Here is a 25,779-nt window from a genome sequence, read left to right as displayed (position 1 = left end):
GCATCAAAAAGGTGTTCGCTTCTCCGTTCACCAGGCCACGGGCAGCGAGATCAGGCCACCCGTGCGGATCGACGGCCGGCGGCGCACCTCTTCGCGCGCGACGTCCAGGCGCAGTCCCGGAAACCGCCTGACCAGCGAGGCCAGCGCGATTTCGGCCTCCAGTCGGGCCAGCGGCGCGCCGAGGCAATAGTGGATTCCGTGGCCAAGCGCAAGATGCCCTATCCGGCCATCATGTGGATTGATGCGGTCCGGGTCGCTGAATCGCGCCGGATCTCGATTGGCGGACGCCAGCGAGAGCAGCACCGTCTCACCGGCGGGAACGGTCACGCCACCGATTTCCAGGTCCTCCCGCGGAAAGCGACGGATCGCCAGCGTGGCCGGTCCGTCGTAGCGCAGGAACTCCTCCACGGCGGCGGGGAGCAGGGCGGGATCGGCCCGCAGCCGCTCCCCCAGCTCGGGGTGGTCGAGCAGGATGAGCACGGAGTTGGCGATGAGGTGGACGGAGTTCTCGTAGCCCGCGAAGAGGATGAGGAAGGCCAGGGAGGTCAGTTCGTCCTCGCTGAGCCGGTCCCGGTCGCCCGCTCGCGCCCCGTCCGCCCCGCTCTCGGCCTCGTCCCGCACCGTGATCAGGTCGGACAGCAGATCGTCGCCGGGGTGGGCCCGCTTGGTGGCGATCAGGTCGGTGAAGAAGCGCAGCAGGTTGCCGACGGCCTCCTTGGCCAGGTGCGGCCGCTTGGGGTCGGGCAGCAGCATGGCGTCGGTCCAGGCGCGGAAGTCGTGCCGGTCGGCGCGCTCCACGCCGAGCAGGTCGCAGATCACGGCGATGGGCAGCGGGCCGGCGTAGGCGTCCAGGAGGTCCGCCCGGCCGTGCGGCTCCATGGCGTCCAGCAGGTCGTCCGCGATCCGCGTCACCGGCTCCCGCATCCGCTCGACGCGCCCCGGCGTGAACGCCTTGACCACCAGCCGGCGCACCCGGGTGTGGTCCGGCGGGTCCATGTTGAGCAGGTTGGCGTCGAGCGCCGGCGGCAGCGAGAAGCCGCGGTAGTTGCCCGGCAGCGCGTGCCTCCGGTCCAGCGAGAGGCGGTCGTCGGCCAGCGCCCGCCGCACATCCTCGTACCGCGTGACCAGCCACGCCTTCTGTCCGTCCGGGTACCGGACGGGGTGCACGGGCCCGGCCTCCCGCAGCCGGGCGAGGGATCCGTGGGGATCGGGGAGGAGCGTGGTGGTGTCGACGGGTTCGGGGCAGGGGGGTTCGGGGGTGGCGGTGTTCTGCATGAACACCGACTGTAGACGCGTCACTTGCCCGCCCGCAGACGGGCGATCACATCCCGCCCCCCGCGACGGCGAGATCCACCACAGCGGGTTCCCGGCGGGCCGAACACACCGCGATCCGAAGGCCACGAGTGTGTGGAGGCCCCGCACGAAGCCCGGCCGACAGGCCGAAGGGCGACGCCGGGTGGTGTCCCGGCGTCGCCCTCTGCCACAGGTGGCCTTGACCCCCGTCCAGGGCCACCTCGACTGTGGATCCCTCGTGGTGTGGATCCCGGTGTCGCTACCGTTGCCTGTCGGCGCGCGCGGCGCCGCGTTCTCTCAGTTCGTCGAGGACCGCGTCCACGAGCGGATGACGGTAGACGTCCGCGACGCGGGCCAGGTGTTCGTGCTCGTCGGCCAGTTCCGCACCCGTGGCGACCACCACGCTGTCGGCCCCGACCTCCGGGACGTGTCCCACCGCCTGGTTCTGCAAACCACGCCGCAGGGCCGCCGCTTCCACGACGGCAGCAAGCTGCCAATTGTCGTACGCGGCCTCGCCTGCCTTGACACGCGCGATCTCGAGCGCCTCGGCCTCCACATACCGCCGCACCCCGCGCTGGACGTCCCGGATCTCCGCCATCTGGCGGTTGGCGCGCCACTCCAGATCGGCGAAGGGCCACCAGGCGGGCCAGCGGGAGCGGCCCATGGAGACCTCGGGGGCCTGCTCGGTGACGGCCCGCCACAGCGGCTGGAGGCGGCGCAGCCGGCGCCAGGCCGAGACCCGGGGGCCGACGGCGGGGACCGCGAACCCGGCCAACACGATCAGCGCGGCGATGGAGGCGGTCAGCGGGGCCACGCCGTTGGAGAGCCAGGTGAGTTCACGGCCCGCCCAGGAGAAGCCGAAGCCGATCAGCTTGCAGGCGCAGTAGGCCAGGCCCAGCCAGCAGCCCACGGTGATCAGCCGCAGGCCCCGGGCGAGCCAGGAGCCGTTCAGGTTGACGGCGTAGCGCGGGCAGAGCAGCCCGAGCCCGGCCAGCGCGGCGCCGAAGATCGCGAGGTAGATGACGAGGAAGAGGACGACGCCGGGCGCGTCGGCGTAGGCGGTGCTGAAGTCCCGGGGGTGCTCCACGGCGTCCGGCCGGCCCAGCGCGAAGCCGGTGACGGCGACGGTCCACAGCGCGGCGATGCCGGCGACGACGGTGCGCGGGCGCACCGCCGAGCCGGTCCAGCGCAGCAGCAGCACGAGGGCCCCGGCGGCGAAGAGCACCACGGAGGAGTAGAGGAAGACCATGGCCAGGTTGGCCACGCCGACCAGCCGGTCGAACCCGCGGTAGACGCTGGGCGCGGAGAGCAGGAAGACGTTGGCGACGCTGCCGGTCATCAGACAGGCCAGGCCCAGGTCGGTGTTGGCGCGGTCGCGGAGCCAGGCGCGGGCCTTGTAGCCGACGATCGTCCACGCGGCGACGCCGAAGCTCAGGTACACGACGTCAAACACGCGCACCCCCGCCGCCGTCGTCCTCCGCGTCGTCCCCCTCGGCGGAACGCCCCTCGGGCGCGGCGTCGGCCTGCCGGCTGCGGTCGTGGCGCAGCGCCGGCCCCAGGGCGGCGGCGAGTTCGGCGGCCCGCCCCTGGAGCGGCAGCCCGTGGTCGGCCGCGCTGGGCACCACGTGCCCCATCAGCAGGGTGCCGAGCACCTCGGTCTCGCGCTCGGCCAGGTTGTCGTAGGCGTGGTGCCGGGCGAGGCCCGGGGCCAGGCCCATCCGGCGCATCGCGGTCGCCGCGTCGACCGACGGCGCCCACAGGCGCAGCGCGTCCTCGGTGACGGTCGGGTCCTGGTCGTGGCCGAGCAGCAGATGGCCGATCTCGTGCAGCACGATGTGGATCTGGTGCCAGGGGGAGGTTCTGAGCTCGTAGAAGATCCAGAACTCGTCGTCGGTGGTGGCCGTCATGCCGGAGACCACGCCGCCCAGGCTCATCGGCACCAGTCGGATGGGGCGGCCGATCCGGCGCGCGACGATGTCGCACAGGCCCTGCAGATCCGTGCTGGCGGGCAGGTCGAGTTCCTGGATGAGCCGCTTGCACTGCCGGCGTATCCGTCCCACTCGCATGGTTGCACCGTCCTCGGTCGCGGTCAGCTGCCAGGAGTAGAACAGCTGGGCTGTCTCACTGCCGATGGTGGTGTTCAACGGGACGCCTCACCCTCCGGCGCGCCCGGGGCGGGCGGCTCCGGCGGGAGGTTCATCTGCTGCCGGAACTGGGAGATGATCGTGGTGAGGCTGTCCTGGACCTCCGGCGGGAGGCCGACGGCGCGCAGGGCGATGCCGCGCACCCGCTGGTCGCGCATGGCGACCAGGAACCGCACTTCCTCTTCGATCCGCTCGGTCTGCGAGGGGGACAGGTCCCCCAGGAGGTAGCCGACCGGCACGGCGAAGAACCTGGCCAGCGCGCGGAGGACGTCGGGGCTGGGGTTGGTGCGCCTGCCGTTGCGCAGCATCGACAGATACTGCTCGGTCAGACTCACGCCGCCGTATTCGTCGCTGTGGCTGATCTCGTCGGCGACGTGTGCGTTGGTGTACGGAGCGCCGGGCGGGTGCATGTTCGCGAACAGGTAGTTCAGCCGGCCCGCCAGCGGGCTGTCCGCGGCGCTCGACTTGTCGCCCCCGGCTCCCGTTCCGGATCCCATTCCCAGCCCCCCTTCCACGCTCACACTCTCACGGCCGGTTAAGGCGCGTCGTCTCCCCAAAGGCATCCTGCCATGGCGTGAACACGCAGGACCAGCCCGCCTTGGGACATCAGCGCGTGACGAACTTAACTACCAGTTGGTAACCGCCGGAGTGCCCCTCCGACCGCAGGTGGAGAGGGTTTCGGGGGCGCTGCACACAACGGCCCACCCGCCTCTCGACCCGTCGGACGACGCGCACGGCCCGGGCGAGGAGAACAGTGGCCGACAGCGGCCGTACACCCCGGTGCGGCCCCGTGCGGCTTCGCTCGCCCGCCGTACGCCCCGCGACCCGATCACGCCGAGGAGAGGTTCCGACATGACCCTGCGGCACACGGCCGCACGCGCCCTGGCCTGCACGACGACGCTGGCCACCGTGCTGGCTCCGGTGGGAGCGCACGCCGCGCCCGCCCGACCCGCGGCCTCCGAACCCCCCGTCCCGCGCCTGTGGGCCGGCTCGGACGTCTTCCTGCCCAACCTCGACGACGACCAGCGGCGCTGCGCGCTGCGCCGCGGCGACCTCGACCGGCTGGATCTCGCCGTCGACGAGCGCCTGGCCGCCTGTCACGACGCCGCGGACGACGTCGTCAACGGGCCCGCCGACGCGAAGGACCTGACGCCGCTGCGGGTGCTGCCGGTGCGCGTGAGCGGCGACGCCACCGGCCGGGTCTCGGTGCCCGAGCCACAGCGGCGGTACCTGCGGATCTTCGTCGAGCGGGCCGGCCGGCTCACGGCGCTCGGCGCCGACGGGGCGCTCACCGCCGGCGAGTTGCGCTCCGGGGTCCGCCTCGCCGTCGAGGGCCGGGACATCGTCCGGGACCGGCGGGTGTGGGACGGTCGGGTCGCGGTGACGCTGACCGTCACCGACCGCGGCCGCACCGGCACCGATCGGGTGCCCCTGCGGGTGGCGCCGGTGCTGCTCCAGCACGACCTCCAGCGCGCCCAGCGGGTCTTCGCCGCCGCGCCCGGTCCGGGCACCGGCCAGCCCGAGGAGGTCGACCTCTCGCCCGAGGAACCGACCCGGTGGCCGGAGTTCGCCGGCACGCTCCGGGCGGCCGCCCGCGCCTCCGGGCTGCCGAAGGACGCGCTGACCTTCACCCCCGGCACCTCCCGGTGGTGGCGTGACATCTGGCGCCAGGACATCGCCGAGCCCGGCTATGTCTCCATGCCGACCGCGCACGGCACGCAGACCCTGCGCATCCTGCTGCGCTCCCCCAACTACTGGAAGGCGGAGGACGGAAGCGCCGCGAGCCTGCGCCGCGCGGGCCGGCTGCTCTTCCGCGACCTGCGCGGCCCGGACGTCGGCGTGGTCCAGCAGTACACCGCCGACCGCGACGCGGGGGTGGACGACCTGTTGAACTTCACCGGCAACGTGGAGTCCCTGCCGCCGTACCCGGGCCACCCCCGGGGACGGGTGGTCTACGGCGCCACCGAGGGCCGCCACCCCGACCCGTCGTTCACCACCCTGCTGCGGGCCCAGGGCGTCCAGCCGCCGGTCGTCCTCGACACGTCCTGGCTGCTGGTCGGCCATGTCGACGAGACGGTGCACGTGGTGCGGGCCCGCAACGCCCGCGGCTGGACGCTGGCGGTACCCGACCCGCGGCTCGCGCTCGACGTGCTGCGCCGGGTCCGGGACGCGGGCGAGGGCGGACAGCGGCTGCTCGCGGACACGGCCGCCCACGAGAAGCCGACCGTCCGGGAGTTCCTCGACTACGAGCGGCGGACGGGGGCCAACGCCACGGCCGCCCGCCACATCGACGGGCAGCTGGCGGTCCTGCTGCGCGAGACCGGGCTGCGGCCCTCGGAGATCGTCCGGCTGCCGGTGCTGTACACCGAGGTGGCGCCCGAGGAGGGCGGGCCGAGGCTCGCGTACCCCTTCACGCCCGCCCTCGTCAACGGGCTCTCGCTGACCGCCCGCGACTACGCGGCCCCCGATCCGCACGGGCCGCGGCTGGCCGGCCGCGATCTGTTCCGCCGGCTCACCGAGGAGCGGCTGGCCGCGGGCGGGGTGCGGACGCACTGGGTGGAGAACTTCTCCTGGGCGCACCGCAACGGCGGCGAGGTGCACTGCGCCACCAACGCGCTGCGCGACGTCCGGACCGGCGCGGCCGAGGCCGGCCCCCGGCTCAGCACGGGCGCCGCCGGGTTCTCGAAGCCGTCGATGTCGTAGCCGGGCACGTCGGCGCCGGTGTCGACGGTTCCGTCGCCGAGCTGCCATTGCCCGGCGGTGCCGGGGCGCGGCCGCCAGCGGGCCGAGCGGGCTCCTTGCGGCGGGCGGGCGGCCTCCGGGGACGGGCCGGGCGGCGCGTCCCCGGGCCCGTCCGCGCCGGAGCGGTCGGCGAGCGCGAGCGGCACGACCGCCAGCGGGCCCGACGCCGGCGCGCCGAACGCGGACCGGCGCCGGGCCGGCCGCGCCGGGCCCTCATGTCCCCTCCCCCTGGGACTCCATGCCGTCCCTCTCCTCCGTCCCGTCGCCGTCCTCCGCGTGCCCGTCGACCTCGATGTCGGCGGGCGCGGACCGCCAGGGGTTGTGGCCCGCTCCCGGCACCGCGTAGTGGACCGCGGCTCCGCGCCGGCGCGCGGTACGGGCCACGAGGCCGTCGCTCCCCTCGGGCACCGCGTACACCAGGTGGCAGAAGCGCCGTGGTGGATGGGCGGCGGTCCAGGCCGGCACCTCGCTGGTGCGGTAGGCGTCGAAGCGGCCCTCGAAGGTGACCAGGAGGTCGGCGAGGCGCGCATAGCCCGGATCGGGGTGGGTGCCGGGGTTGAGCACCGCGGTACGGGCGCCCAGCAGCCGCGCGGCGGTGATCAGCCGCCGGTAGCGCGGCAGCAGCGCGGCCCGCGCGGCGACCTGGTCGAGGAAGACCCCGTCCACCCGGTACCAGCGGCGGTGCCGGCGGATGTCGGCGACCACCGCGCGGGCCGGGCGGCGGCCGTACGCGGTGTCGACGTACCCCAGCAGCGGCACGCCGGCGGCGCGCAGCCGATCGGCGGCGGTGCCGAACGCCGGGTCGGGCCGGTCGCCCGGCCCGTCGGCGACGTTCAGCACCACCGCGTACAGCCGCGCGGCGGCCCGCTCCAGCGCCCGCCAGGCGGCCGGATCGACCGCCGGGTGCACATACATCGGGACGAGCAGCCGCCCCTGGGGCTCCGTCACCGCGCCGGGTCTCCCGTCGGCGCCGCGGTGGTGGCCGGCGGGGCGGCGGACCTGGGGGCGGCGGACCTCGGGTCGGCCCCGGGCGGCCCGGCGGCCGGGACCGTGGCGGCCCACAGGTCGGCGAGCGACTCGGCGAAGGCGTACCGCGGCCGCCAGTCCAGCGCCTCGCCGGCGGCCGCGATCTCCGCGCGCTGCCAGGAGACGGCCCCCGAGCGCTCGGCGCCCGGGGTGGTGTCCAGGGTCTCGCCGATCCGGCCGCGGAAGCCGCTGACGCGCACCAGCTGCTCGGCGACCTCGCGCACCGGCCGCGCGGTGCCACTGCCGATGTTCAGCACGCGGGGCAGTTGCCGGGGGGCGGTGGCGGCGAGCGCGGCGGCCAGCGCCACGTCCCGGGCGTCCACGAAGTCGCGGTGCGCGGACAGGTCGCCGACCGCGACCGTCGCGCCGGGTTCACCGGGGACGGTGCGGCGCAGCTCGGCGGCGAGCCGGCCGGGCAGCGAGGCGGGGGCGGCTCCGGGACCGACCGGGTTGAACACCCGCAGCACCACCGCGTCCAGCGAGGAGCCGGTGACGGCGAGGGTGCCCGCCAGTTTGGTGGCGCCGTACAACGAGACGGGGCGGGCCGGCGTGGTCTCGGCGACGCCCCGCCCGGCCTCGGTGACGCCGTACTCCGCGGCCGAGCCGAGATGCACCAGCCGCGCCTCGGGGGCGGCCAGCCACAGCGCCTCGGCGAGCACGGCGGGGCCGCGGGCGTTGACCTCGGCGAGGCGCGGCGCGGCGCCGCCGACCGCGCCCGCGCAGTTGACGACCGCGTCCGGGTCGAGGTCGCGCAGGGTGGCGGTCAGCTCGGTCAGCGGCGTGGTGGCGAGGTCGATGTGCGGCTCGGCGCCGGGGGCGCGGCCGCCGAGGAGCACCCGCACGCCCGGCAGGGCGCGGAGCTGCTCGACGGTGTGGCCGCCCAGGAAGCCGGTGGAGCCCAGGACGAGGATGCGCACGGGAAGCCTCACGCTCCCTTGATCAGCAACGAGCGCCGGCTGGTGAACTCGGCGTTGGCGCGGTCGTAGTCGTCCGGGCGGCCTATGTCCAGCCAGTAGCCGTCGAATTCGTAGGCGTGCGGCGGGGTGCCGTCCTTCAGCAGGTCCAGCACCAGCTCGTCGAAGCCGAGCGGCAGCCCGGGGGTGTAGCGGGCCAGGGCCGCGCGGGAGACGCCGTAGACGCCCATGGAGACGCGGTAGTCGATGCTCGGCTTCTCGGTGAAGTCCACGACGCGCCCGGAGTCGGTGGTCAGCACGCCGAAGTCGATGTGCACCTGGCGGGCGTAGGTGGCGATCGTCAGCGGCGCCACCGACTCCCGGTGGGTGCGGAGCACGTCGCCGAAGTCGAGGTCGGTGAGGACGTCGCCGTTCATCACCAGGAAGTGCTCGGGGAGCCGGTCGACCATGGTGAGCAGCGGCCCCATGGTGCCCAGCGGGCTCTCCTCGGTGGCGTACACCACTCTCAGCCCCCATTGGGAGCCGTCGCCGACGTAGGCGCGGATGATGTGGCCGAGGTGGCCGATGGCCAGGGTGCAGCTGGTGAATCCGGCCGACGACAGCTGACGCATCACGATCTCCAGGATCGCGTGCTGTTCGCCGATGGGGACCAGCGGTTTGGGCAGCGCGGTGGTGTAGGGGCGGAGCCGGACGCCTTTGCCTCCGGCCAGGATGACTGCGTGCATGGCGTGTCCTCTCTCGGAGCGGTCGTGAGGAGGTGCCTGTCTTGGGGCGCGCCCCACTCGGGGACCGTGACGCGCGCTCGTGGACAGGGGTCGTGCCGGACCGACCCCGGGAACGGACGGACCTGTCGGCCCGTCAGGTCGGTCGGGTCGGTCAGACGTTGTAGCGGTCGGTCTTGTAGCGGGCCAGGTTGGCCGGGTCGCGGAAGAAGTCGATGGTGTGGCGCAGCCCGTCCTCCAGGGTGTGGGCCGGGCTCCAGCCGGTGGCGGCGCGCAGCCGGGAGGCGTCGGCGACCAGCCGCATCACCTCGGAGCCCGCGGGCCGCACCCGCTCCTCGTCCTCTCGGACGTCCAGATCGGCGCCCATCAGCTTGCCGATCAGGCCGACCAGCTCGCCGACGGAGATCTCGCCTCCGGTACCGGAGTTGAAGGTGCGGCCGACGACCTGCTCGGCGGGCGCGGTGCCGACCGCCAGGAAGGCGGCGACGGTGTCCTTGACGTAGCTGAAGTCGCGGGTGGGGCGCAGGTCGCCGAGGACGATGGTCCGCTCCCCGGCCGCGACCTGGCCGATGACCGTCGGGATGACGGCGCGCATGGACTGGCGCGGGCCGAAGGTGTTGAAGGGGCGCAGGGTGACGACCGGGGTGGCGAAGCTGGCGTGGTAGCTGTCGGCCAGCCGGTCCCCGCCCGCCTTGGACGCGGCGTACGGCGACTGGGTGTTGATCGGGTGGTCCTCGGTGATCGGCACGGTCCGCGCGGTGCCGTAGGTCTCGCTGGTGGAGGTGTGCACCAGCCGGGGGATCTCCAGGTGGCGCACGGCCTCCAGCACGTTGAGGGTGCCGGTGACATTGGTCTCGACATAGCTGTGCGGGGCCCGGTACGAGTACGGGATCGCGATCAGCGCGGCGAGGTGGTAGACCGCCTCCACCCCGGTGACCAGCCCGGTGACGGAGCCGGGGTCGCGGACGTCGCCGAGCTGGATGTCGACCTCGGCGAGCACCTCCGCGGGCAGCGTCTCCAACCAGCCGAACGACGAGAACGAGTTGTACTGCACCATGGCGCGGACCGGGTGACCCGCGGCGACCAGCGCCTCCACCAGGTGCGAGCCGATGAATCCCTCGGCGCCGGTGACGGCGACGCGTGGCGTTGTGGACATGCGGATGCTCTCCCTCTGTTACGGGTCGGTCGATCTGTGTGATGTCGTGCGGGCGTGCGGGCACGCGCCCGTGGGTCGTGGGTGCGTGCCGACGCGCCCGCACGTACGTGTGCGGGTGCGGCCTGGCGGTGCGTGGGCGTGCCGGGCGTGGGGGAACCGGACCGCGTACGGGGTGGGGTGTACGGGCGCCGGGCGGTTCAGCGGTGCGTGGTGGTGCGGCCGAGCAGCGTGGTGGCGGCGGCGAGCAGCGCGACCGCCGCCCCTCCGCAGGCGAGGAGTTGGACGGTGGTGGACGAGCCGGTGTCCGCCGCGAGCGCCGTGGCCTCGACGCCCGAGGCGAGCAGGCAGACCGCGGCGGGGAACCAGGCGCTGCCGAACGCCTGGAGCAGCAGCCCGGTCCACAGCACCGCGCCCAGGGCCAGCGTCGCCAGCAGCCGGTCCGGGCCGAGCGGCGGCGCGGCGGCGACCGGCCACAGCGCGTCGACGGCGTGGCAGAGCAGGGCGAGGGCCGTCAGATAGCCGGCCAGGCAGAGCCCGAGCACCCGGCCGGCCCGCACCAGCAGCCCGCCGGGGGTGCGGCTGGCGGCGAGCGCGGCCAGGGCGCGCGAACGGCAGCGGTACAGCAGCCACTCGGCGACCCCCATGCTGAGGGTGAGGGCGACGACCACGGCCCCGGCGACCGCGGCGCCGGCGGTGTGCCGCAGCACGTCGCCGAGGGCCGCCACCGTCGTCAGCACCCCGCACCCCAGTCCGAACAGGCCGTACGGCAGTGACGCGGCGACCGGTGGAAGTCCCCCGCCGGCGCGCGGGCGACCCCGCCGCCGCCGAGGGTGGGTGAGTCGCCGCGCCCGGCGCGCCGGGAACCGCCGCGCGGAGCCGGCACCGGGCTCGGTCGCCCGCGAGGCGTCGGCCGCGGGCGGCGCGGTCCGCGCGCCCGGCACCGAGCGTGCGAGGACGACCGGCAGCCGTGCCCACCGTCCGCCCACCGCCCGCGCCGGCCCGCGGAGCGGGCGATGCCGGCTCCACGGGACGAGCCGGGCCCGCGGCGCGTCCGCCCCCGAGCCCGCACACGCCACGGCGGAGATCGGGGAGCGCGGCGAGGCGTCCGGCGCGGCCGCGGCCCCGCCCGTACCGCTCGCGGCTTCTCCCCTGCCGCTCGCGGCTTCTCCCCTACCGCTCGCGGCCGGTTCGCCGTCCTCGCGGCGCGCGCGGCGGGGGATCCATACCGCCCCGGTTCGGGCCACCTCCCGGCCGGCCATGGCGAGCGCCCCGGCCACGGTGGCGGCGAGCAGCGCGACTCGGACCGGACCCGGCGGGGTGAACAGGGGCAGGGCGAGGGCCCCCGCGGCGGTGGGTGCCAGGGCGAGCAGCAGCAGTCGCTCCCGACCGAGCACCAGCAGGGCGGTGGCGGCCGCCAGATAGCCCGACTGGCCGGCGGCGAAGGCCCACACGCCGCCGGAGGCGGGCAGCAGCCAGGCGGCCAGGAAGCCGAGCAGCGCGCCGATGGGGGCGCCGCTCAGCAGCGACCGCCCGGCCGCCGCGCGGCCGCCGACGGCCAGGGCGGTGAACGCGCGGTGGGCGAGCGCCTGGTTCCAGGCCCAGCCCAGGAGTGCCGCGGCGGTGAGCGCGGCGCACCCGGCGGGCAGCCCGAAGCCGTCGGGTGGGCCGCCGAGGAAGGGTGCCCCCAGCGCGTAGCCGAGGCCGGGCAGGGTGAACACCAGCCCGCGCAGCACGAACTGACCGGGGGCCACCCGCCACGGGTCGGTGCCGGCCGGCGGCTCGGGGAACCCACGCGGCGTGCGCGCGTACAGCTCGGCGGCCAGCTCGAAGGTGTCGCGGCGGCCGAACCGCTCCCGCACCTGGTCCCCGGTGAGCCCGTCGGCCTCCAGAACCGCCGCGATCTCGTCGGGGTGGACCGCGGCGGCGATCACCTCCGCCAGGTCGTCGGCGAGCTCGTGCACCGGGTCGGTGGCCCACCGCGGCGCACGCCGCGGGGCCGCGGACGGCCGCGGGACGGCCGGAGGGACGGTGCCGGACGGCCCACCGCGCGCCACCGCGGGGCCCGGTCGCCGTGGTACGGAGTCGCTCGTCGCGTGCCCCGGGCGGGCCGCCCACCCGGGGGTGCGGAGCGGAACGGTGGCCCCTACATCGGAGCACGGCCGGTCGTCCACGGCCCGTACTCCGGCGTCGACCTCCGCCCACGGCCCGCTGCCCACGGCCCGAGCACCGGCGCCCGCGCCGGTACCGGACCGCACTCCCCCGCCCGGCTTCCGCACTCCGGCGTCGGCGGCATACCGCAGTCCGCTGCTCGCCACCGGAACGCCGGCCGTCTCCCCGCCGCGCGCGCCGCTGCCCGCCTCGGTCGGCGGCTCGTCCGGGATGAGCCGTATGAGGCCGCTCACCGGGCACCGCCCGCGGCCAGGGCCATGGGGGGTGCCGAGGTGGGGGCCGCCTCCGGGCGGCGTGCTCCGGCCAGTTCGTGGTAGATGTCGCGGAAGGCGCTGATGGTCTGGCGGAGGGTGAACTGCTCGATCACCCGGAGCCGGGCCGCCTCGCCCATCCGAGCGCGCAGCGCCGGATCGTGGAGCAGCTTCAGCGCGGCGCGGGCCATCCGCTCGGGGTCGCGCGGCGGCACCACCAGGCCGCTGTCGCCCACCGCCTCCCGGACCCCGCCGACGTCGGTGGAGACGGTGGCGCGGCCGCAGGACATGGCCTCGATGAGGGTGAAGGGGAAGCCCTCGCTGATGCTGGAGAGCATCACCACGTTGCCGGCGGCGTAGGCGTCGCGGATGTCCTCCACGCGGCCTTCGAAGGTGACGGCGTCGCCGACGTCCAGGTCGGCGGCGAGCCGTTCGCAGTCGGTGCGGTAGCCCTCGCCGCCCCGCGGGGTGCCGCCGAACAGCCGCAGCCGCGCGGCGGGCACCTCCTTGCGGACCAGCGCGAAGGCGCGGATCAGGGTCTCCAGACCCTTGATGGGGTCGACGCGCCCGGCCCAGCTGAGGGTCGGGGTCTCCGGCTCCGGACCGGCCGGCGGGAAGGCGGCCGGGTCGACGCCGTTGTAGACGGTGCGGATGCGCTCCGGCGGGGTGCCGCCGTGCTCCTCCCAGCGGCGGTTGTAGCGGTTGCCGGGGGTGACCAGTGCGGCCCGCCGGTAGGTCTCGCGGGCCAGCAGCCGGAAGAAGCCGAGCATCAGCGCCTTCACCGGCCAGCGGTACGGCTCCGTGCGGAAGCCGAGGTACCGCTCACGTAGGTAGACGCCGTGCTCGGTGAGGAGGAACGGGGTGCCGTACCGCTCCCGTGCCAGCAGTCCGGGCAGCGCCGGAAGCCCACCGCTCACCGCGTGGGTGACCCCCTCCGACGGCGGCCGCGCGACCAGCGGGCGCAGCGCGTGCTCCAGCAGGTCGGTGGCGGTGAGCGCGTCGTGGAGGGTGGGGCGGGCGGCGGCGGTGGGCAGGTGCGGCCGGTTCCACACCCGGCTGAGCGCGCGCACCGCCGCCTCGGTGCGCAGCGCGGCGGACAGCGTGCCCCGCTCCGCGAAGTGGGCCAGACCGTACAGTTCCTCGGCGAAGGCCCGTTCCTGCCAGGGGTCCTGGCGGGTGTCGAGCAGTGCGCTGAGGAAGCGTTCGTAACCGGTCAGAAAGCGGCGGAGTTCGCGGCGGCGGGGCGGCCGGCCGGTGGCCGGCCCCCACAGCGGGAGACAGTCGACACCGTGCACGTTCGCCGGAAGCTCCCAGGCGAGGGGCTCCCGGCCGGTGCCGGTGACGGCGATGACCCGGAAGTCGACGTCGGGCATTCCCTGGACGAGCTGGTCACACCAGACGCTCACTCCGCCGTGGCTGTGCGGGTAGGTGCCCTCGGTGAGCAGCGTCACCGAAGTGGTGCCGAACACGGGTTCGGCGAGCGGTCCGCGCATGTCGGTTCGTGTCTCCCCCGAGACGGTGTGGAAGCGGGTGGCCGGTACGACCGGTCGCCGGTCGCGGCCGGGGCCTAGCTGCGGGGCTGTCGGGCGCTCTCGGCGACGGTGTCGCCGGGCCCGTAGGACACCGGCTCGCGCACCCCCGCGGGAAGCACCGGCTCGGGCGCGGGCTCCTGCACCCGGGCGGCGGTGACCGGCGCGGACTCCGCGGCGGGCGTGGCGCCGCCGGGCAGGGTGAGGACCACCTCGTTCTGGAGCCCGGCGGGCGCGGCCCAGCCGGAGCGCCGTCCGGCGTAGGGGCTGCCGAAGGGGACGCCGCCCTGGGTCTGGGCCAGTTCGGTGCCGGGCGGCAGGGTCGCGGGGACGTGCGATCCGTCGGTGGTGACGGTGACCGTGTCGCCGATCCGGTAGCCGCTGACGCGGCCCGCGTCGACGGCGGCGCGCCAGGCGGCGCGGCGCCGCAGCTCGCTGCCGATGTCCTTCATCCGCAGGTTGACCAGCGGGGTGTTGTCCGCGTGGAGGCCGGCGTAGTCGGCGAGGACCTTCTCCAGGACCGGGTAGGCGATGCGGTCCTCGGCGAGGTTGGACTGGTGGATGAAGTGCGGGCGGGGGTCGTTGGCGATCACGTGGCCGAGCGCGATCCGGGACTCCAGCGGCACGATGTAGGAGGCGTAGCCGGTCGTGGTGTCCAGCGGCTCCGGCAGGCAGGTGGTGTTGGCGGTGGTCTCACACAGCCCGCTGCCGCCGTCGGCCTTCCTGGTGTAGATCCAGTTGTACTCGTCGACCTGCTCGGCGGTGCGGCCCGCGTTGTAGAAGACGTTCATCGGGAAGCGGGGCACGGTCCGCGCCGGGCCGAGGGTGCGCTGCTCCCGCTCGCGCGAGTTGTCGCTGGCGAGCGAGGTCACCCCGGTGAGGGTGAGCGCCGGGGACAGGTTCGGGTTGTCCTCCGGCTGCTGCGGGAGGGTCTTCAGGCCGGAGTGCTCCCCGGTGACGAGCTCGTCGCGGTCCACCGCTACGTTGTTCCGGCCGGCCCAGGCCAGGTTGTCGTCGATCTGCGAGGTGATCTCGCCCTGGCCCACCCAGCGGGTGCCGCCGAGCGGGTCCTCGGCGCAGCGCCAGGGGACGACGCCGGTGTCCTGCACGCACCCCAGGAAGGGGTGGTTGTAGGTGTGGTTGATCCAGCGGAAGGCGCTCTGGTCGGTGATGAGCCGCTGTGCGAGCGGGTCGGTCCCGCCGTGCTCCTCCTTGTACGACTCGCTGCCGCCGGCGTTGTAGGCGAGGTCGAGCGGGAGGTCGTGCGACTGCGACCACTGCTTGGCGTGGTCCGCGTCGGCGGCGGTCATCCGGATCGGGTCGTTCTCCACGCCGCTTCCGGCGCTGCCGCAGTCGATGTCGCCGGGGGTGCAGTTGAGCTCGGTGTCCCAGCGGTCGTCGGCGCCGAGGACGTCGTCGACGTGGACCGCGAGGTAGTTGCGGTCGGCGCCCAGGTGGACGCCCTGGGTGGCCCACTCGACGATGCCGCGGGCGAGCAGCCGGTACTGGCTCTGGTGTTGGTTGTAGACGAAGGTGACGACGAGTTCGCTGCGTCCGTCGTGGGTGTACTCGCCGATCAGCGAGCCCCGCGCGGAGGTGCCGTCGATCGGCGCGTCGACGTAGCTGGTGTAGCCGGCGCCGGGTGCCTGCCGCTCCAGCGGCACCGCCAGGTATCCGTAGCTCTCGCTCACGGAGGGCGAGGCGTCCTCGAAGGGGATCCGTCCGTCGAGGTAGCCGAAGGGGCCGGCGGCGCCGGCCGCGGTGACCTGGGCGATACGGCCGTCCAGGGATCCCGCGTAGCCGGGGTTCTGGGCGAGGTTGAGGCCCACGGCGGGGCGGGCGTAGGTGTACGCGTCCACCTGCCGGATGCCGAACCGCTTCTCGTAGGAGGCCAGGGCCGCCATCTCGGCGGAAGCGTCGCCGAACGGGTTGTCGTCGGGCAGCACCACGGCCTGGTACCTGGCCCTCGGCCGTCCGTCGACGGAGTCGCTGAGGAACGCCTCGTCGATCTTCGGCCGCCCGGCCGCCGTGAGGTCGACCGTGGTGTACGGCGTACCGGATCCCTCGAGTTCGGCCATGATCGCCTGGGTGGCGGGGCCGCCGTCGGTGACGACGAGCACCCGCAGATCGATTCTGGGCGTCGGTTCGGCGGCGTTCGCGCCGGTCGCCGGTACGCCCATGGTGAGCAGGGCCGCCGCCGCGCATGCGGCGGCCAGCCGGGTCGGACGACCCATGGTGTCTCCCCCCACGCCGACGGCTGCCCGCGGGCAGCCGTCGACCGGTTTGTTCTTCGCGGGCGCGGGCAGGCCGCAGCCGGCTACGGCGCACGCGAGATGAGTGAATCCCCGAGAACGGCTTCCGCGACGGCCGGGGCTCCCCTCCCCGGCTGCACACTCCCCTGCCCTGTGCCCGACGCGTACGTCGATGTCCGCGTTGTGGGCGCGCGACCGAAGCCGAAGTCGCACGCCATATAGTGCGCCATGCCTCAACCGATCGAAGGGCACTGTGGCGAGATTCCGGTCAACGGGCTCACGGCGGTGACTGGAATTCGCCGTTCCCGAAACGGAGGCTCACCGACCGTCATCGGCAGGTGTGGGAAACCCTGCGGGTTGGACATCCGGGGCTGACCTGTCACGTCAATGGTCTATACCGGTGGCAATGGCCATGGATTACCCCGGAGTACGACAACCCGTTCCTCTTAATTGGATCTTCGTTAAATCGGCCGAATGCGAGCCGTCCGAATTGTTGCGGGTGAGACGGAATGCAACTCTCCGCCTCCTCCGGTCATGGCCACGACCGGTCCTGAAGATCCGTCAGTCGACTCCGGAGGGGCGCGTCGACACCCGAGGGGCCATCGGCACCCGGAGGGCCGGCGACGCCCGGGGGCGGCCGACACCCGGGAGGTCAGTCGATCCCGGGAAGGATATGCGGCTCCGCGAGGTCTTCCTCGTAACCGGCGAGTCGGATGGGCGCGGACCGCGCCCACACCTCCAGATTGCCGAGTTGACGCTCCCTCGCGGGGCGCTCCTCGCTCTCGGCCGACGAATCGTTCCGCTTCTTCTTCTCGGCTGTCACCTTGGGCTCCTTTGTGTCGGACGCGGTGACTGTCCGACGGCAAACATCAGGTTAACGAGGCACCCCTGTCAGCGCGCGTCGATTTTCGGTGGAGCCCGCGCCGTCCCACGCCCAACGGCGCGACGATCAGCAGGCCAGGGGGTGCGTGAGCGGCCCGCGCATGCTGAGCTTGTGCCGAGAGGGGTGACGGCCGTGCGGGTGACAGGTGTCGAAGCGGGCAAGGGGACTCGGGCGCTGGTCGCGCTGGCGGCCGCGCTGCTGCTGGCGTTGGCGGGCTGCCAGGCCGAGGACGAGGGGGTGCCGCAGGGGCGTTCGCCGTTCACCGGCCTCCCGGCGGAGCCGCGCCCGGTGCTCGCCGTGAAGATCGACAACGCCGCGCCCGCGCGCCCGCAGACCGGGCTGGACCGGGCCGACATCGTCTATGTGGAACAGGTCGAGGCCGGGCTGAGCCGGATGCTCGCGATCTTCTCCGCCGAGCTGCCGCCCGCCGTGGGCCCCGTGCGCAGCGCCCGCGAGACCGACCTGGACCTGCTGCGTCAGTTCGGCACCCCGGCGCTCGCGTACTCCGGGGTGCAGCGCAAGCTCCAGCCCGCCATCGACGCCGCGCCGTTGTACCCGGTGCCGCCGGGGCGCGCGCCCGAGGCGTACTACCGCGGGCGGGACCGCGCCGCCCCGTACAACCTCTACGTCCGTCCGGCCGCCGCCCTGCGCGCCGCGCCCAAGGCCAGCGAGGCCGCGGACATCGGCTTCCGCTTCGGGGCCGCGCCGAAGGGCGGCGGCCGGGCCGAGCCCGAGCACACCGTGCGGTACCCCTCGGCGCGCTTCGGCTTCACCTGGTCGGCGGAGCGGCGGCGCTGGCTGGTTTCTTTCGACGGCAGGGCCGCCACCACCACGGACGGCCACCGGCTCGGCGCCGCGACGGTGGTCGTGCAGTACGTCCGGGTGCACCCCTCCCGCTACCACGACCGGCTGGGCAGCGTGTCCCCGCTGACCGAGACCACCGGGGCGGGCCGGGCGTCGGTGCTGCGCGACGGCAGGTCGTACGAGGCGGTCTGGGAGCGGCGCACCGCGCGGGACGGCACCGAGTTCCTCGACCCCGACGGCAAGCGCCTGGCCTTCGCCACCGGTCCGGTGTGGGTCGTGTACGCGGACGCCGACGACCAGCCGCCCGCCTGAGCCCGCGACCGGCCCCTTCGACGGACCGCTCGTGCGGGGCGCGCCCGGCTCAGGCCGCGGCCGCGGCGAGGACGACCTCCGTGACCACGTCCGGGCGGGAGACCATCACGGCGTGGCCCGCGCCGTCGGCCGTGGTCACGATGGCGCCCATCCGCGCGGCCAGCCACCGCTGGAGCTCCGGATGGACGATCTGGTCCGCTCCCGCCACCACGTAGTAGGTCGGGTGTTCCCGCCAGGCCGGCGGCCCGGAGCGGTAGTCGAACCGCCCGGCGTCGGCGGGGCCCTGCGCGGCGGCCAGCACGCGGGCGCGCACCGAATCGACGTCCGGGCAGAAGAAACGGGGGAAGTCCTGTCGCGACAGCCTGAAGCGGCCGCCCTCGTCGACGGTGAACCGCTCGGCCGACGGCAGCTTCGGCGCCCGCTCGGTGAGCCCCGCCACGCTCTCCCCCTCGTCGGGCGCGAACGCCGCCACATAGACCAGGGCGCTGACGTGGGGCATGTGGTGCGCGGCCTGGGTGATGGCGACTCCGCCGAAGGAGTGACCGACGAGGACCACCGCCTCCTCCACCGCCTCCAGTTCCGCGCGGACCCGCGCGACGTCGTCGTCGATGGAGGACAGCGGCTGCTGCACGGCGACGACGGAGTGCCCGACGTCCTGAAGGGGCGGGATCACCTCGCTCCAGCAGGAACCGTCGGCGAGGGCGCCGTGCACGAGCAGGATGGTTGCCACGAGGTACGCCTCCGATGCGACGGATTCCGGCCTGCGAGGGACCATACGAGCCGCACCCGGACCCGCGCGTCGAACACGCCGGCGCGGGCGCCGCGCGCTCCGCCAACGGGAGGCACCCGCGTCCGGCGCGGGCGGCACCGCGTCGTCCCGCGGGCTCCTCCAGCGCGACTCGCGCCACGTTCAGCCGATCACCGAAGGGATTCGGACAAAGAGCCCGGCGAACGGCGTGGAATTCCTCGGCGGCGGAGCGGGGAGAGCGGGCCCCGTCGAATGGGCGGACGTTCCCACGAAATGCTTGCGACACCGCCCCGAGGTGCAGCCGACACCGGTCGCCCCCGCATCTCGGGTTTGGCCCGCACGGCCGGTGGACAGGGGCGTTCCGCGGGCGGAAGCCGCGTCTTGCAGGGCCCCGCGGGCCTCGGTATATCATGCGGTCAGCCCGACTCAAGAAGACCTGATATAGCGTCAAAATTGTGTGGTGCTTTGGCGTTCAGGCCGTCTCGGCCGTTTTCGGCACCTCGGCACAGCGGGCCGGACACGCCGGGGCGTCGGTCGACACACCATTCACCCCCCGCTATGGCACGGCACGACGCCCTTGATTCGCGCGTCGTCACCGCCGCTTCGATCCACCCTCAGCGACGCCACGGCACCACGTGGCGGAAAGCGTCGCGGAGGGTCCGGGAAGGACCAGGAGAGTGCGTTCCGTTGACTGGTAAGACCTCACAGAGCGGGGCGTGGCTCCGTCGATTCCGGCCGGCTCCCGACGCCACCGTGCGGGTGGTCTGCCTGCCGCACGCCGGCGGCTCCGCGAGCGCGTTCTTCCCCCTGACGCGGCATCTCCCGCCCAGCGTGGACCTGCTGGCGGTGCAGTACCCCGGCCGGCAGGAACGCCACCAGGAGAAGGCCCTCACGGACCTCGGGGCACTGGCCGACGAGGTCGCCTCGGCACTGACCCCGATGACCGATCTGCCACTGCTCCTCTTCGGCCACAGCATGGGCGCGGTCGTGGGTTTCGAGACCGCCGCCCGGTTGGAGAGCGGGGGCGTCAACCCGCCGCTGGGAATCATCGTCTCCGGTCGCCGCTCACCGACCATCCACCGGCACGAGACCGTGCATCTCCTCGACGACGCCGGACTCCTCAAGGAAATCCAGGCGCTGAGCGGAACTCAGGCGCGGATTCTCGACGACCCGGACATGGTGCGGATGATCGTGAAGCCGCTGCGCGCCGACTACACCGCCATCGAGACGTATTCCCACTCCTCCGGAGTGCGGCTGCGCTGCCCGGTCAGCGCATTCGTCGGCGACTCCGATCCTCGGGTCACTCCCGCCGAGGCCGAAGCCTGGCGGGGGCTCACCAGCGGGCCGTTCTGGATGCGCACCTTCAGCGGTGGCCACTTCTACCTGAACGGGGCCGAGCGGGAAGTCGCCGCCGCCATGGTCGAGGACCTCCGCACGCTCTCCGAAGGCGCCTTCGAGGTGGCCGGATAAGGGCTGGGCGGGATCGGCCCCCTGACGTCCGATAAGAGACCGTTCCACCAGACGTACTACGTCAGTAGTACGCCGAAGTGCGTGCTTGAGGACGACGACGCGGCGCGACCGAGGAGTCATTGTTAGGGGTATGGGACGACGACCACAGCGGGACCCGAGATGACCGCCCTCGCGCTGTCCGTGGTCCTGGCACTGGTCTCGGCGGTGTGCTACGCCGCCGGGGCCATACTCCAGGAGCACGTCGCAGCCACATCCCCGCAGCGGCCGTACGCGCCGGTGCGACGCGGCAGTTGGTGGGCGGCGGTCGCGCTGAACGGCGTGGGCGGCGTCCTGCACGTGCTCGCCCTGGCCTATGGACCGCTGAGCGTGGTCCAGCCGTTGGGCGCGCTCACCATCGTCTTCGCCCTGCCCATGGCGGCGCTGTTCGTGCGGCGCAAGGTCAGCGCCACCGGCTGGCGCGGGGCGGTGCTGGCCACCGCGGGCCTGGCCGGGCTGCTCTCGCTGACCGGGCCGGCGCCGGCCGAGGCGCTGGCCGACGCCGAGCGCATCGCCGTGACGGTGGCGACCGTCGCACTCGTCGCGGTGCTCGCCGGCGGTGCGCGATGGGTGCGCCGGCCCGGCGTCCGCAGCGTGCTGCTGGCCGCCGCGGCGGGGACGGCGTTCGGGATCTCCTCGGTCTTCACCAAGAACGTGGCGGTGGCCTGGGCGTGGGACGCCTGGGCGGAGGCGCTGCCCAGCCTGGTGATGATCGGGTTGCTGGCCTCCGCCGGGGTCTTCCTCTCGCAGTCCGCCTACCGGGGCGCGGGGCTGGCCGCGCCGCTGGCGACCGCCACGGTGGTCAACCCCGTGGTGGCGACCGGCGTGGGCGTTGCCGCCCTCGGCGAACACTTCCGGTTGGGCCTCGCCGGCACCCTGCTGGCCCTGGGCACGGCGGCGGTCGCCACCGCCGGGCTGGCCCTGCTCACCACGGAGGGCCCGGCCCAGCCGGCCGAGGCCGCCGGTGTCGAGGCCATGGGGAGCGCGGGCAGCGCGGACGCCACGGGACCGACCGCGGGACCGACCGCGGGACCGGCCGCGGGTCCCGCCGGGCCGACCATCGCCCCCGTCGAGCCGACCACCGATCCCGCCGGATCCCCGGCTCGCCTCGGGTCCGCCGCCGCGCCGGCCGGGTCGACGCCCCCGGCCACCCCCGCGGAGGTCGCTCCGGGGCGGATCGCGGCCGTGCCCGTCCCGCGTGCGCGCCCCGCGGAGGAGAGCGTCGAGGAGCCGGGCTCGCGGTCGGGCGAGCTGCCGCCGCCGACCCTGCCGGCCGCCCCGACCGCGTCGGCGGTGCCTCCGGTGTCCTCGGCCGTGCCCCAGGTCGCCCAGGTCGCGAACGCGCTGCGGTTGGTCGGCCGGATCGGCGCCCTCGGGGGGAACGACCGCGAGGACTTCGACCGCGCGTCGCGCGTGCTCCAGGAGCGGTAGGGGCGGTTGAGACCGCCGCGGAGGGCGCGCGGAGGGCGGGGCCTGACGGGCCCCGCCCTCCGTTGTTCTCTCGGTGCCGTGGGAGCACCACTGCGAGAGGAGCACCGGCGCCCGGGGAAGGTCCCGGCGCTCCGGCCGTCATGCGCATCGGGAAGCGCCCCGCCCGCGTGCGGGGCGCGGGACGACGTTCCTATGCCATCAGGCGTGCCGGTGAGTGGGTGACCTTCTCGATGTCTCCGCCTGCCTTGTCGAGCAGTTGCCGGGAGAGGTCGTTCAGCGCCCTGGCGGCCGCGATCTCCTCGCCGACCCGCTGCTGGGCCGGGTCGTCGGGGTGCCGGTGGGCGATGCCATGCGCCTTCACCTCGGTCCCGTCGTGCAGGCGCACCCGCACGTCAGCCTCGGTCAACGTCGCGTCGACCTCATGGAACTCCATCTCGATGTTGCAACCGACGATCGTCTCCACGGCGACCACCTCCTCTTGCCTCTCAGGCTTCAAGAATGCGCGCTGAACCACTCCCACGCGAGATCAGCCACCTTCCGCAGGGCCCCCGGCTCCTCGAAGAGGTGGGTCGCGCCGGGCACCACCGTCAGCCGGTTCTCACACCGCAGCTGGGCCTGTGCCTGCCGGTTGAGGTCGAGCACGGTCTCGTCGCGGCCGCCGACGATCAGCAGGGTCGGCGCCGTGACATCGGCGAGCCGCTCCCCGGCGAGGTCGGGGCGGCCGCCCCGGGAGACCACGGCGGCGATGTCGGCGCCCGGGGCGGCGGCCGCCCGCAGCGCGGCCGCCGCCCCCGTGCTCGCGCCGAAGTAGCAGACGGCCTGGGCACCGCCGGTCTCCGTACGGAGCCAACGGGTGACCTCGGCGAGACGGCGCCCCAGCGTCTCGATGTCGAAGACGTTCGCCCGGTCGATCTCCTCCTCCGCGGTGAGCAGATCGAAGAGCAGGGTGCCGAGGCCCGCCCGGTTCAGGCGCTCCGCGACCGACCGGTTGCGCGGGCTGTGCCGACTGCTGCCGCTGCCGTGCGCGAAGACCACGATGGCGGGGGCGGGCCCGGCCGGGGCGCCCTCTCCCCCCTCGGACCGCGCGGCGGTCTCCGCCCCGGGAAGCTCCAGATCGCCCGCCAGTTCCACGGTGCCGCCCTCCACCGGGATCCGCACCGGACCGGACGCGGGTGCCGGGCCGGCCCCAGGCCCCGGGTTCACGGCGGGGCCCGGGTGGGGCCCCGGGTTGGACCCCGGATTCGGGCTCGGGGGCGGGTTCGACTCCGCGACCGGCTCCGGCTTCGGCTCCGCATGCGGCTCCGGTCGCGGTTCCGGAGTGGCGGTGTCGCCGGAGGTGCCCGCGTGGGTCTCGCCGTATGCCGCCGCGGCGGCGTGCAGCAGCTCCATGACCTCGCTGTCGGAGGTCTGGGAGAAGTCCCGGTACCACTCACCGACCGCGAAGAAGTCGCTGGGCGTGGAGAGGCAGACGACCTCGTCCGCCTCGGCGCGCAGCGCGGCCGCCGCGTCCGGGGGCGCGACCGGGACGGCCAACACCACGCGGGCCGCGCCCTGGGCGCGCGCGACACGGCAGGCGGCCTCGGCCGTGGCGCCGGTGGCGATGCCGTCGTCGACCAGGATCACCACCCGTCCGGACAGCGGGATCCGCTCTCGGCCGCCTCGGAACCGCTCGGCCTGGCGCCCGAGTTCGGCCTCCTCGGTGCGCTCGACCTCCGCGAGATCCGCCTGGTCGACCCGGCTCATCCGGACGATGTCCTCGTGGACGACGCGCGCGCCGCCCTCGCCGATGGCGCCGAATCCCAGCTCCCGGTGGTACGGGACGCCGAGCTTGCGGACGATGATCACGTCCAGCGGGGCGTCGAGGGCGCGGGCCACCTCGAAGGCGACGGGCACCCCGCCCCGCGGCAGGCCGACGACGATCGGCCTCTCGCTGCGCAGCTCCTCCAGGCGCCCGGCAAGGCGCCGCCCGGCGTCCGTTCGGTCGTTGAACCACATGATGCGCCCCCAGCGCGGCGACGGCGGCGAGGCTCACGGCCCGCCACTTCCGAATCAAGCCGAAATGTTCGTTTTTGGCAAACGGGCAGGAGAGCAGGGCATCGGCAGGCCCCGCGGCGACGACGCGCCCTGAACCCCAGCGGTCGCCTCCGGCGCCGGCGCCGACAGGGCCCGTCACCCGGCGCCGACCTGGCCCGCTACCCCGGCGTCGACCAGGCCCGCACCCCGGCGCCGACCTGGCCCGCTAGCCCCGTGCCACGGCCCCGGGGGTGCCCGGCCCCCGCATCGTGCGACGGAACTCCCCGGGCGTCTGCCCGGCGCGGTGCTGGAAGAACTTGGAGAAGTTGGCCGGGTCGGGGAAGCCGATCTGCGCGGCGACCCGCGCGACCGCGAGGTCACTGTGCGCGAGCAGCCGCTTGGCCTCCAGCACCACCCGCCGGTCCAGGAACTCCTTGGCGCCGACCCCCGCCGCCGCGGTCGTGGCGCGGGAGAGGGTGCGCGCCGAGTATCCGAGCGCCCGTGCATAGTCGGCGACCCGGTGGGTGCGTGCGAAGTCGCGCTCGACCGCGTCCCTGAAGTGCACGAACGCCTCCGGCGGCGCGGCCACGGCACTGCCCGCCGGGGCCGCCTGGTGCGCGACGCGGAGCACCAGCACGGAGAGCAGGTGCCGCAGCACCTCGGCGTGCACATCGGCCGGCAGCCCGTGACCGGAGTCGTACGCCTGGGCGAGGTGGCGCAGCGCCGCGAGGACCGCCGCGCGGTCCTCCCCCACCGGCTGCCACCAGGTGCCGGCGTACGGATCGTCCAGCCGGGCCGCCGCCCCGGTGGCCGGGGACAGGAAGCCGGGCTGGAACAGGACCAGCGTGCCCTCGATGGCGGCCAGGTCGCCGAACTGCTGCACCTGCCCGGGGCGCACCCACAGCACGCTGCCCTCGCTCAGGGTGTAGCCGGAGAAGTCCACGGCGTGCGAGGCGGTGCCGGCGTCGATGGCGAACAGCAGATGGAAGCGCGGTCGCTGCGGCGCGTCGAACTCACCCTCCGGCGCCCGCTCCCGCAGGTCGCGCAGGGACATCACCTCGACGCCCGGCGGCGCCCCGGCGGGGGCCCGATAGGCGACCTCGGGGATCGCGCTCCGCCGATCGTGTCGCTTTTTCACCATGCTCAGTCGCCAGGATACCTCGTTCACCTGGGCTTATGGACTTAGCTTTGAGGCAGATGACCGAAAGAGAAACAAGGAGAAGGTCATGGAGAAGGAGCGCGCCCGGCTGACGTACGCGTTCGACGCGTACTGCGGCTGGTGCTACGGCTTCGGCCCCGCGCTGCGCCGCTTCGCCGCCGACAACGCGGCGCGGGTGGACATCCGCGTCCTCAGCGGCGGGCTGTTCCTCGGCGACCGGGCGGCTCCGCTGGCCGCGCACCCGTACATCCCGGCCGCCAACGAGCGCATCGCGCAGCTGACCGGTGCCGTCTTCGGAGACGCGTACCGCGAGCTGCTCGCCGACGGCTCGGCCGTGATGGACTCCGCGGGTCCGGCGGTGGGTCTGGTGGCGCTGCGCCGCCAGGCGCCGGAGCGCCAGGTGGAGTTCGCGGGCGCCGTTCAGCAGGCGTTCTACCGCGACGGCCGCGACCTGTCGGCGCCGGAGACCTACCGGACGCTGGCCGAGCGGCTGGGCCTCGACCCGGACGCGGTGACGGCCGCGCTGGCGGACCCGGCGGTGCGCGAGGAGGCCGCCCGGGAGATGCGCGAGACCCGTCGGCTGGGCGTCCAGGGCTACCCGACGCTGCTGCTGCACACCCCCGCCGGCGGGGTGCGCCGCCTGGGCGGCCCGGTCGCCTCGTCGGACGACCTGACCGCGGCGTTGGAACAGCACCTGGCCGCCGGCACGGCCTGATCCGCCCGCA

The 25,779-nt window shown here is 74.4% G+C and carries 21 protein-coding genes; 5 read left to right on the top strand and 16 right to left on the bottom strand.

Translation table 11 applies throughout. The features are described 5' to 3' along the window. Nucleotides 1-27 precede the first annotated feature (27 nt). The 4 genes from CD790_RS26845 to CD790_RS26830 form a co-directional block, all read right to left on the bottom strand. Nucleotides 28-1,275, bottom strand: a complete 1,248-nt coding sequence (locus CD790_RS26845; protein ID WP_144385933.1) for a cytochrome P450 — start codon at nucleotides 1,273-1,275, stop codon at nucleotides 28-30. A 277-nt stretch (nucleotides 1,276-1,552) separates the two neighbouring features. Beyond that, nucleotides 1,553-2,746, bottom strand: a complete 1,194-nt coding sequence (locus CD790_RS26840) for an MAB_1171c family putative transporter (RefSeq protein WP_144385932.1) — start codon at nucleotides 2,744-2,746, stop codon at nucleotides 1,553-1,555. Beyond that, entirely contained in the window at nucleotides 2,739-3,437 is a 699-nt protein-coding gene (locus tag CD790_RS26835) for a hypothetical protein (protein WP_399218271.1), read from the bottom strand. The genes CD790_RS26840 and CD790_RS26835 overlap by 8 nt, the downstream gene beginning before the upstream one ends. Next, nucleotides 3,434-3,934 (bottom strand): helix-turn-helix domain-containing protein, encoded by a 501-nt coding sequence (locus CD790_RS26830; RefSeq protein WP_144385931.1) that lies wholly within the window; start codon nucleotides 3,932-3,934, stop codon nucleotides 3,434-3,436. Before CD790_RS26830 ends, CD790_RS26835 begins: the two co-directional genes overlap by 4 nt. A 355-nt stretch (nucleotides 3,935-4,289) precedes the next feature. Between CD790_RS26830 and CD790_RS26825 the strand changes: the two genes are divergently transcribed. Beyond that, nucleotides 4,290-6,140 carry a protein-arginine deiminase family protein gene (locus CD790_RS26825; protein WP_144385930.1) on the top strand — a complete coding sequence of 617 codons (1,851 nt, stop codon included), beginning with the start codon at nucleotides 4,290-4,292 and terminating at the stop codon, nucleotides 6,138-6,140. A gap of 252 nt (nucleotides 6,141-6,392) precedes the next feature. Here the strand turns inward: CD790_RS26825 and CD790_RS26815 are convergent, their stop codons facing one another. The 8 genes from CD790_RS26815 to CD790_RS34870 form a co-directional block, all read right to left on the bottom strand. After that, nucleotides 6,393-7,094: a spherulation-specific family 4 protein gene (locus CD790_RS26815; RefSeq protein ID WP_144386112.1), complete on the bottom strand. Its 702-nt coding sequence runs from the start codon at nucleotides 7,092-7,094 to the stop codon at nucleotides 6,393-6,395. Nucleotides 7,095-7,123: 29 nt separating this feature from the next. Next, nucleotides 7,124-8,122, bottom strand: coding sequence for an NAD(P)-dependent oxidoreductase (locus CD790_RS26810; protein WP_144386111.1), 999 nt, complete (start codon nucleotides 8,120-8,122; stop codon nucleotides 7,124-7,126). 8 nt (nucleotides 8,123-8,130) lie between these two features. Further along, on the bottom strand, nucleotides 8,131-8,844 hold the full coding sequence (locus CD790_RS26805; protein ID WP_144385929.1) for a sugar phosphate nucleotidyltransferase: 714 nt from the start codon (nucleotides 8,842-8,844) through the stop codon (nucleotides 8,131-8,133). 151 nt (nucleotides 8,845-8,995) lie between these two features. Then, on the bottom strand, nucleotides 8,996-9,997 hold the full coding sequence (locus tag CD790_RS26800) for a GDP-mannose 4,6-dehydratase (RefSeq protein WP_144385928.1): 1,002 nt from the start codon (nucleotides 9,995-9,997) through the stop codon (nucleotides 8,996-8,998). 197 nt (nucleotides 9,998-10,194) lie between these two features. Beyond that, nucleotides 10,195-12,399 (bottom strand): hypothetical protein, encoded by a 2,205-nt coding sequence (locus CD790_RS26795; protein WP_144385927.1) that lies wholly within the window; start codon nucleotides 12,397-12,399, stop codon nucleotides 10,195-10,197. Further along, nucleotides 12,396-13,910, bottom strand: coding sequence for a GT4 family glycosyltransferase PelF (gene pelF, locus CD790_RS26790; protein ID WP_144385926.1), 1,515 nt, complete (start codon nucleotides 13,908-13,910; stop codon nucleotides 12,396-12,398). Before pelF ends, CD790_RS26795 begins: the two co-directional genes overlap by 4 nt. A gap of 74 nt (nucleotides 13,911-13,984) precedes the next feature. Then, nucleotides 13,985-16,180, bottom strand: coding sequence for a hypothetical protein (locus CD790_RS26785; RefSeq protein ID WP_144385925.1), 2,196 nt, complete (start codon nucleotides 16,178-16,180; stop codon nucleotides 13,985-13,987). 670 nt (nucleotides 16,181-16,850) lie between these two features. Further along, nucleotides 16,851-17,021 (bottom strand): hypothetical protein, encoded by a 171-nt coding sequence (locus CD790_RS34870; RefSeq protein WP_186319256.1) that lies wholly within the window; start codon nucleotides 17,019-17,021, stop codon nucleotides 16,851-16,853. 192 nt (nucleotides 17,022-17,213) lie between these two features. On the opposite strand from CD790_RS34870, the gene CD790_RS26780 reads away from it, so the two are divergent. Continuing rightward, nucleotides 17,214-18,197: a DUF3048 domain-containing protein gene (locus CD790_RS26780; RefSeq protein ID WP_399218269.1), complete on the top strand. Its 984-nt coding sequence runs from the start codon at nucleotides 17,214-17,216 to the stop codon at nucleotides 18,195-18,197. Between the two features lie 49 nt (nucleotides 18,198-18,246). Here CD790_RS26780 and CD790_RS26775 read toward each other — a convergent pair whose 3' ends face one another. Continuing rightward, complete coding sequence (locus tag CD790_RS26775; protein ID WP_186319255.1) at nucleotides 18,247-18,927, bottom strand: alpha/beta fold hydrolase; 681 nt, start codon at nucleotides 18,925-18,927, stop codon at nucleotides 18,247-18,249. A gap of 705 nt (nucleotides 18,928-19,632) precedes the next feature. Between CD790_RS26775 and CD790_RS26770 the strand changes: the two genes are divergently transcribed. Both CD790_RS26770 and CD790_RS26765 read left to right on the top strand, forming a co-directional pair. Then, the gene (locus CD790_RS26770; protein WP_260867902.1) at nucleotides 19,633-20,415 is read left to right on the top strand and encodes a thioesterase II family protein; all 783 of its coding nucleotides are present in this window, start codon (nucleotides 19,633-19,635) and stop codon (nucleotides 20,413-20,415) included. A 159-nt stretch (nucleotides 20,416-20,574) separates the two neighbouring features. Continuing rightward, nucleotides 20,575-21,882, top strand: a complete 1,308-nt coding sequence (locus CD790_RS26765) for a DMT family transporter (protein ID WP_144385922.1) — start codon at nucleotides 20,575-20,577, stop codon at nucleotides 21,880-21,882. Nucleotides 21,883-22,072: 190 nt separating this feature from the next. Here the strand turns inward: CD790_RS26765 and CD790_RS26760 are convergent, their stop codons facing one another. The 3 genes from CD790_RS26760 to CD790_RS26750 all read right to left on the bottom strand — a co-directional run bounded on the left by CD790_RS26760 (nucleotide 22,073) and on the right by CD790_RS26750 (nucleotide 25,036). After that, nucleotides 22,073-22,345, bottom strand: a complete 273-nt coding sequence (locus tag CD790_RS26760; RefSeq protein ID WP_144385921.1) for a DUF1876 domain-containing protein — start codon at nucleotides 22,343-22,345, stop codon at nucleotides 22,073-22,075. A gap of 29 nt (nucleotides 22,346-22,374) precedes the next feature. After that, nucleotides 22,375-23,877, bottom strand: a complete 1,503-nt coding sequence (locus CD790_RS36210; RefSeq protein WP_260867901.1) for a phosphoribosyltransferase family protein — start codon at nucleotides 23,875-23,877, stop codon at nucleotides 22,375-22,377. A gap of 244 nt (nucleotides 23,878-24,121) precedes the next feature. After that, nucleotides 24,122-25,036 carry an AraC family transcriptional regulator gene (locus tag CD790_RS26750; RefSeq protein WP_144385920.1) on the bottom strand — a complete coding sequence of 305 codons (915 nt, stop codon included), beginning with the start codon at nucleotides 25,034-25,036 and terminating at the stop codon, nucleotides 24,122-24,124. Nucleotides 25,037-25,121: 85 nt separating this feature from the next. Here CD790_RS26750 and CD790_RS26745 point away from each other — a divergent pair, with 85 nt between their 5' ends. Next, nucleotides 25,122-25,769, top strand: coding sequence for a DsbA family protein (locus CD790_RS26745; protein ID WP_144385919.1), 648 nt, complete (start codon nucleotides 25,122-25,124; stop codon nucleotides 25,767-25,769). The last annotated feature ends 10 nt before the right edge of the window (nucleotides 25,770-25,779 follow it).

The sequence above is a fragment of the Streptomyces sp. SAJ15 genome (assembly GCF_007595705.1).
Taxonomy (GTDB): Bacteria; Actinomycetota; Actinomycetes; order Streptomycetales; family Streptomycetaceae; genus Streptomyces.
This window is presented reverse-complemented; position numbering and strand designations above follow the sequence as displayed.

Coding starts and splice junctions, on each gene's coding strand:
- CD790_RS26845 (WP_144385933.1), bottom strand. CDS start 1,275: ATGCAGAACACCGCCACCCCCGAACCCCCCTGCCCCGAACCCGTCGAC.
- CD790_RS26830 (WP_144385931.1), bottom strand. CDS start 3,934: ATGGGATCCGGAACGGGAGCCGGGGGCGACAAGTCGAGCGCCGCGGAC.
- CD790_RS26825 (WP_144385930.1), top strand. CDS start 4,290: ATGACCCTGCGGCACACGGCCGCACGCGCCCTGGCCTGCACGACGACG.
- CD790_RS26815 (WP_144386112.1), bottom strand. CDS start 7,094: ATGTATGTGCACCCGGCGGTCGATCCGGCCGCCTGGCGGGCGCTGGAG.
- CD790_RS26805 (WP_144385929.1), bottom strand. CDS start 8,844: ATGCACGCAGTCATCCTGGCCGGAGGCAAAGGCGTCCGGCTCCGCCCC.
- CD790_RS26800 (WP_144385928.1), bottom strand. CDS start 9,997: ATGTCCACAACGCCACGCGTCGCCGTCACCGGCGCCGAGGGATTCATC.
- pelF (WP_144385926.1), bottom strand. CDS start 13,910: ATGCGCGGACCGCTCGCCGAACCCGTGTTCGGCACCACTTCGGTGACG.
- CD790_RS26785 (WP_144385925.1), bottom strand. CDS start 16,180: ATGGGTCGTCCGACCCGGCTGGCCGCCGCATGCGCGGCGGCGGCCCTG.
- CD790_RS26765 (WP_144385922.1), top strand. CDS start 20,575: ATGACCGCCCTCGCGCTGTCCGTGGTCCTGGCACTGGTCTCGGCGGTG.
- CD790_RS36210 (WP_260867901.1), bottom strand. CDS start 23,877: ATGTGGTTCAACGACCGAACGGACGCCGGGCGGCGCCTTGCCGGGCGC.
- CD790_RS26750 (WP_144385920.1), bottom strand. CDS start 25,036: ATGGTGAAAAAGCGACACGATCGGCGGAGCGCGATCCCCGAGGTCGCC.
- CD790_RS26745 (WP_144385919.1), top strand. CDS start 25,122: ATGGAGAAGGAGCGCGCCCGGCTGACGTACGCGTTCGACGCGTACTGC.